Raw genomic sequence first — 1,278 nt, forward strand, 5'->3', positions numbered from 1 at the left:
TAAAAGGATTGTTAACACAGCTAAACTAAGGCGTCTCCAGCTTGCCGAAATTAATTTCATAGCTCTCTCCTAACATCTAATTTTTTTCCCTTTCTCATTTTAAATAAAATCAACGCCAAATATGACAATCTGTCATAGATACAATTTTTTTTTAATAATGGGGAGCAATTTATGGCAAAAAGCTGTGCAATCAGTAATGAATGGGGAATGGGGAATGGGGAATGGGGAATGGGGAATGGGAGAAGAGTTTTCCCCCTACCCCTGCATCTCTGCCTCTTTCCAATGCCCTATGCCCTATGCCCTATGCCCCAATACGCAATACTAATTCCGGGATTTAGTAATAGATTTTTCCACCTCCCCACTTAGTACCAACAATTTTGGGTTGTAAGAGAATATGACCAGCGATCGCTTCCAAGTCATCATCTGTCAGATTTCGCATTGCTGTGAAAATATCTGAACTTTTGATACTGGGGTGTATTTCGGAAATTTCTTCTTCGCCGTCGTAAGTAGTGGGATTTTTCAGGTAATCCACCAAGCCTTCAATGTTATTACGGTTGGGTGTTGCCAGTGCCAAATCCTCTGGAGTGAGTCCCACGTTCTGGTTTACTTTGGTAACTCCCCCGGCATGACATTGGGCGCAAGCGTAATTAAATAAGCGTTTGCCTTCTTTGACTTGTTTAAGGCTGAGTACGGTGACCTCACCTTCAGTATTTAATGGCACTGTTCGGGTAGCTTTGTCCAGTTCTACTGCTGTCGCGCTACCGACAAGCAATTGAAACGAGAGTAAAACAGTGGCCACAACAACGCCAATTAGTCTTCTAAACATGTTTCCCCTTAAAAAAATTTTGACGCTCAACACAGCTAAGAAAGCGATTCTCAATCTCCAAGCTGCTAATTGCTAATGACTCATTGTTTTTTGCCATTAGCTATCAGTGATTAGCCAAAGCCGAGATCACCCTTCAAGTGACTTCGTTATCACCCACTGAGTCGCTAGTACCTTTTGGGTGTGTTTCAGACGATATTTGGGAAATAATTGCCTTTGCATCTTCTAACGCCAAACGGGTCTTTTGGTGTTTGTAGGCGATTCCCAGTTGGTTGCACAGAGAAAACACTTTTTCTACAGGAATGCTGTAGTCGGCTGCTATCTCTGCGATCGATAGGTCTGCAAAACCCATAATGCTTGTTAACTAATAGATAGAGATTGAGTCTCTGTAATACCAATATCACGTTAGGAGTGCAATTTGTTGCCCAAAATACTGTTTAGGGAATGGGGCATTG

At 42.2% G+C, this 1,278-nt stretch carries 2 protein-coding genes; both read right to left on the minus strand.

All coding sequences use genetic code 11. From position 1 onward, the window contains the following. Positions 1-334: 334 nt before the first annotated feature. On the minus strand, positions 335-826 hold the full coding sequence (gene psbV, locus RRG12_RS44220; RefSeq protein ID WP_069070872.1) for a photosystem II cytochrome c-550: 492 nt from the start codon (positions 824-826) through the stop codon (positions 335-337). Between the two features lie 133 nt (positions 827-959). Beyond that, on the minus strand, positions 960-1,175 hold the full coding sequence (locus RRG12_RS44225) for a hypothetical protein (RefSeq protein WP_069070873.1): 216 nt from the start codon (positions 1,173-1,175) through the stop codon (positions 960-962). Positions 1,176-1,278 lie beyond the last annotated feature (103 nt).

It is taken from the genome of Nostoc sp. CALU 546 (genome assembly GCF_048836525.1).

Excerpts from the sequence above, each read along its gene's own strand:
- psbV (WP_069070872.1), bottom strand. The coding sequence starts at position 826 with ATGTTTAGAAGACTAATTGGCGTTGTTGTGGCCACTGTTTTACTCTCG.
- RRG12_RS44225 (WP_069070873.1), bottom strand. The coding sequence starts at position 1,175 with ATGGGTTTTGCAGACCTATCGATCGCAGAGATAGCAGCCGACTACAGC.